This window comes from Microbacterium umsixpiens (assembly GCF_053543675.1).
The window spans coordinates 13,731-19,167 of the sequence record NZ_JBLVOH010000243.1 but is presented as its reverse complement, the minus strand read 5'-3'; the positions used below and the strand labels follow the sequence as shown (position 1 = coordinate 19,167).

4 protein-coding genes are annotated in these 5,437 nt (G+C 67.9%); all 4 read left to right on the top strand.

What is annotated here, in order from left to right; translation table 11 throughout:
* Nucleotides 1-1,097 (top strand): LCP family protein (locus ACNPM4_RS20245; RefSeq protein WP_448986966.1); only part of this gene is annotated, 1,097 nt, incomplete at its 5' end.
* A 63-nt stretch (nt 1,098-1,160) separates the two neighbouring features.
* A complete protein-coding gene (locus tag ACNPM4_RS20240) occupies nt 1,161-2,165 on the top strand; it encodes a LacI family DNA-binding transcriptional regulator (RefSeq protein ID WP_448986965.1) in 1,005 nt (334 codons plus the stop codon).
* Nucleotides 2,166-2,343: 178 nt separating this feature from the next.
* Entirely contained in the window at nt 2,344-3,987 is a 1,644-nt protein-coding gene (locus ACNPM4_RS20235; protein WP_448986970.1) for a glycoside hydrolase family 13 protein, read from the top strand.
* Between the two features lie 42 nt (nt 3,988-4,029).
* The gene (locus ACNPM4_RS20230; RefSeq protein WP_448986964.1) at nt 4,030-5,400 is read left to right on the top strand and encodes an ABC transporter substrate-binding protein; all 1,371 of its coding nucleotides are present in this window, start codon (nt 4,030-4,032) and stop codon (nt 5,398-5,400) included.
* Nucleotides 5,401-5,437 lie beyond the last annotated feature (37 nt).

The window sequence follows — 5,437 nt, the reverse complement described above, 5'->3', positions numbered from 1 at the left end:
TTGCGTACGACTTCTCGAGCACCGTCGCGGCGAACGCCGTCGACCTGGACGGCCAGGAAGTCATCCCGCCGGACATCGGCGAGTACGAGAGCGGCTTCAATCTCGTCCTCACCGGTGTCGACACCTGTGAAGAGAAGTACAAAGATCTTTTCGGTGACCGGTGCACTGGGGGAGACGCCGAGGGCACACTCAACGACGTGAACCTTCTGGTGCACGTGTCGCAGGAGCCCCGCCGGATCACCGTCGTCAGCTTCCCGCGCGATCTGATGCTCCCCATCCCGGAGTGCACGGACGAAGACGGCAACGTGCACTCGGCGATGAGCAAGCAGCCTCTCAACACGGCCTACACGGACGGCGGCCTGAACTGTGTCGTCCAGACGATCTCCCAACTCACCGACCAAGAGGTCCAGTTCGCGGCATCCGTGACCTTCGGCGGCGTGATCGAGATCACCAACGCCATCGGCGGCGTCGACGTGTGCCTGGCGAACCCGATCAAGGACCGCTACACCGGTCTGGACATGGCCGCGGGAACGCACACCGTGGAGGGCCTTCAGGCGCTGCAGTTCCTTCGCACCCGTCACGGTGTCGGTGATGGCAGCGACCTCGGCCGCATCGGCAACCAGCAGCAGTACATGTCGAGCCTCGCCCGCAAGATGATCAGCGGCGAGGTGCTGGGCAACGTGCCCGTCATGCTCAAGCTGGCGAACACGGCGCTGAGCAACCTCGAGGCCAGCACGTCGTTGGCGAACAACCCGATGACGCTCGTCCAGATCGCGCTCGCCGTGAAGTCGGTCCCGTTCGAGGACATCGTCTTCGTGCAGTACCCGACCGGTGCCGACTACGCCGACCCGAACAAGGTCGTGCCCAACGAGGAAGCGGCCGCGGCGCTCTGGGATGCGATCGAGGCGAACGCGCAGCTGCAGATCACCCACCAGAACACCAGCAACGACGGTGTGGTCGTGCAGGAGCCGACGGCGCCGGTCGAAGAAGCGACGCCGGATCCCTCGGCGACGCCGGACAACGTCGTGGCGCTGCCGGACTCGATCAAGGGCAACTCTGCGGCTCAGGAGACCTGCTCCAACGGCAACGTCCGCTGAGTCGCGACTGCATCAACGCAATCCGTTTGCGCGTTCTTGCAAGAATTTGCGTACACTGACCCCATGTCGAAGCGACTCGCCGAGGTGGCGCGCAAGGTCGGAGTGAGCGAGGCCACGGTCAGCCGTGTGCTCAACGACAAGCCGGGCGTCTCGGATGCCACGCGCCAGGCGGTGCTGACCGCCCTCGACGTGCTCGGCTATGAGCGCCCGACGAAGCTGCGCGGCGAGCGCGCGCGCCTGGTCGGCCTGGTGCTGCCCGAACTGCAGAACCCGATCTTCCCCGCCTTCGCCGAGATCGTCGGCGGCGCACTCACGCAGAACGGGTACACCCCGCTGCTGTGCACCCAGAACGCCGGCGGGGTGACCGAATCGGACTACGTCGACCTGCTCCTCGCGCAGCAGGTGTCCGGGGTGATCTTCCTCGGCGGTAACTACACGCAGGCGGATGCCGCCCACCAGCACTACGAGCGGTTGCGACAGGTGAACCTGCCGACCGTGCTCGTCAACGCCCGCGTCCCCGAGCTGCAGTTCGCGACCGTCTCCACCGACGATGCGGCTGCGGCCGAGCAGGCGGTCCTGCACGTGCACCAGCTGGGGCATCGCCGCATCGGGTTGCTGCTGGGGCCGGAGGACCATGTGCCGTCGCAGCGCAAGCTCGACTCCGCGCGCCGCCTGCTCGAGAAGCTCGGAGCGCCGCTCTCGGACGACCTCGTCGTGCGCGGCATGTACTCGCTCGAGTCGGGGCAGGCCGGGGCGGCGCGACTCTTCGCCGCCGGCGCCACGGCCATCGTGTGCGCGAGTGATCCGATGGCACTCGGGGCCGTGCGTGCCGCACGGCGCGCGGGACTGTCGGTGCCGGGAGAGGTGAGCATCGTCGGGTTCGACGACTCGGCGCTGATGAGCTGCACGGAACCGCCGCTGACCACGGTGCGGCAGCCGATCGAGTCGATGGGGCGCGCGATCATCGCGCTGCTGCTCGCGCAGATCGCCGGCACCTCCCAGCCGAGCGACGAGTTGCTGTTCGAGCCCGAGCTGGTGCTGCGCGCCTCGACGGGGCCGCTGGCCTGACGGCTATCCCGTAGACGGGTCTTTCGTGCGCCCGCAAGCAATTGCAAAATTCCATCAATCCGTTTAGTTCTTGCGTGGAACGTTAGAGAAAGCTACATTCGACTCATCGCCACCGACGACGAGGAGTTCCGTGGACACCGACGTTCTGCGCACGGCCGCACCCGCACGCACGCTGACCATGCCCACGGGCGAGGGATGGTGGCGCACGGCGGTGATCTACCAGGTGTACGTGCGCAGCTTCGCGGACGGCAACGGTGATGGGATCGGCGACCTCGCCGGCGTGCGCTCACGGCTGCCCTACCTGAAGAGCCTCGGCGTCGACGCCCTGTGGTTCACGCCGTGGTACCGGAGCCCGCTCGCCGACGGCGGCTACGACGTGCAGGACTACCGGCTCATCGATCCGCGCTTCGGCACGCTCGAGGAGGCGGAGCAGCTGATCGCCGAAGCGCTCGAGTACGGCATCCGCACCATCGTCGACATCGTGCCGAACCACATCTCCGACCGGCATGAGTGGTTCCAGCAGGCGCTGGCGGCGCAGCCGGGGAGCCCGGAGCGCCAGCGTTTCTGGTTCCATCCCGGTCGAGGCGCGGACGGTGCGGAGATGCCGACGAACTGGGTGTCGAGCTTTCAGGGCGAGACGTGGACGCGCACGCGGAACCCCGACGGCACCCCAGGGGAGTGGTACCTGCACCTGTTCACACCGCAGCAGCCCGATCTCAACTGGAACCACCCCGATGTGCGGCGCGAGCACGAAGACGTCCTGCGCTTCTGGTTCGACCGCGGAGTCGCCGGGGTGCGCATCGACTCGGCGGCCCTCCCGGTCAAGGACCCGGCGCTGCCGGACCTCCCCGCCGGCACGACACCGGCCTCGGGGCATCCGCACATCGACCGCGACGAACTGCACGACATCTACCGCGACTGGCGTGCCGTCGCCGACGAATACGACGGCGAGCGCGTGCTCGTCGGAGAGGTCTGGCTCGACGACGCGGAGCGCTTCGCCCGTTACCTGCGCCCTGGCGAGATGCACACCGCCTTCAACTTCGGGTTCATGACGCAGCCGTGGAGCGCTCAGGCGATGCGTGACTCCATCACGCGCACCCTCGCCGAGCACGCGCCCGTCGGTGCCCCCGCGACCTGGGTGCTCTCGAATCACGACGTCACGCGGCCGGTCACCCGCTACGGGCAGGCCGATTCGTCGTTCGCGTTCGAGCGCAAGCGGTTCGGCACTCCGACGGATGCGGCTCGAGGCGCGCGCCGGGCCCGCGCGGCATCACTGCTCGTCGCCGCCCTCCCCGGCAGCCTCTACATCTACCAGGGCGACGAGCTCGGATTGCCCGAGGTGGAGTTGCCGCTGGACGCGATCGAGGACCCGATGCATTTTCGATCCCGGGGGGTCGATCCGGGACGCGACGGATGCCGGGTTCCGCTGCCCTGGGCGGGGACGGCGACCCCTTACGGCTTCGGGGGCACCCCGTGGCTTCCGCAGCCGGACGACTGGGCGACGCTCACCGTCGAGACGCAGGACGCCGACCCCGCCTCGACCCTGAACCTGTACCGCGCGGCGATCGCCCTGCGGAAGCGGATCGCGGATCTCGCCGGCAGCGACCTGGAGTGGTTGGAGCTCGGAGCAGACATCCTCGCGTTCCGCCGCGGCGACGGCACCGTCAGCATCACGAACCTGGGTGCCGTGCCGGTGCCTCTCCCCGCGCATCACGAGGTGCTTCTCGCCAGCGCCCCGCTCGACGGTGAGCTGCCCCCGGATTCCACCGCCTGGCTCGCGCTCCGACCCGTCCCCGGGCGCTCGTCGCGAGCGGCCGACTAGCCCTGCACTACCCGATCAGCACCACATGGAAGGACACAGACAATGAAGTCACCGATGAAAGCCCTCGTCGCCGGCGTCGCCGTGCTCACGACGGTCGGCGCGCTCGCCGGCTGCACGTCGAGCGGGGGCGACGACAGTGCCGACGGCAAGACCGAGCTGCGGGTCGCGACGTTCCCCCCGGGAGCGGATGCTGCCGCCTATGAGGCGTTCGCCGAACAGGAGAAGCAGTTCGAGAAGGAGCACCCCGACATCGACATCGTGGGTGTCGAGTACGAGTGGGAGGGGCCGACCTTCGCCGTGCAGCTCGCCGGCGGAAGCCTGCCCGATGTCTTCACCGTGCCGTTCACCGACTCCAAGACGCTGCTCGAGAACGGCCAGCTGATGGACGTCACCGACGCCATCGACGAGCTCGGCTACACCGACAAGTTCAACCCGATCATCCTCGACGGCGTCACGGGCGACGACGGCAAGATCTACGGCTTCCCGCGCCAGGCCTATGCGGCAGCCCTGCACTACAACCGCGACCTGTTCGAGCAGGCCGGACTCGACCCCGACAGCCCGCCGGAGACGTGGGACGAGATCCGCGAAGCGGCCAAGAAGATCACGGATGCCACGGGCAAGGCCGGCTACGCGCAGATGGCGATCAACAACACCGGCGGCTGGCAGCTCACCTCGCAGACGGTGGCGCGCGGCGGCCGCACGCAGACCGACAACGGCGACGGCGCGGCGGAGTCGACGATCGACAACGACGCCACCAAGGCCGCGCTGCAGTTCCTGCACGACGTGAAGTGGGAGGACAACGCCTTCGGTTCCAAGGTCGACCTCGACTGGGGAACCATCAACCAGGAGTTCGCGGCCGGCAACATCGGGATGTACACCTCGGGCTCGGACATCTACACCGCGCTGGTGCGGGACTTCGGCATGGACTCGGACATCTACGGCATGACGGTCGTGCCGATGGAGGGCGATGACCCCGGTACTCTCGGCGGCGGCGACATCGCCGTGATCAGCCCTACGGTCGACGACACGACGAAGGCCGCAGCGGTGACCTGGATCGACTGGTACTACATGCAGAAGCTCATGGACGAGGACGCGGCTGTCCTCGACGCGAAGACCCTGAACGAGTCCGGTCAGGCCGTCGGCACGCCGCTGCTGCCGGTGCTGAGCCGCGAGCTGTACGACGAGTCGCAGGAGTGGATCGCCGACTACATCAACGTGCCAGTCGACCAGATGGCGCCGTTCAGCGACCGCATCTGGGACCAGACGCCGGTCGGTGAGCCGAAGGTGAAGACGCAGGAGGTCTACGCGCTTCTCGACACCGCGGTGCAGACCGTTCTGACCGATCAGAACGCCGACATCGACGCGCTGCTCGCCCAGGTGCAGGCCGATGCGCAGGCGAAGCTCGACGAGTAACGCTCCATGACGATGACGCTCTCCGAGCAGCGGGGGG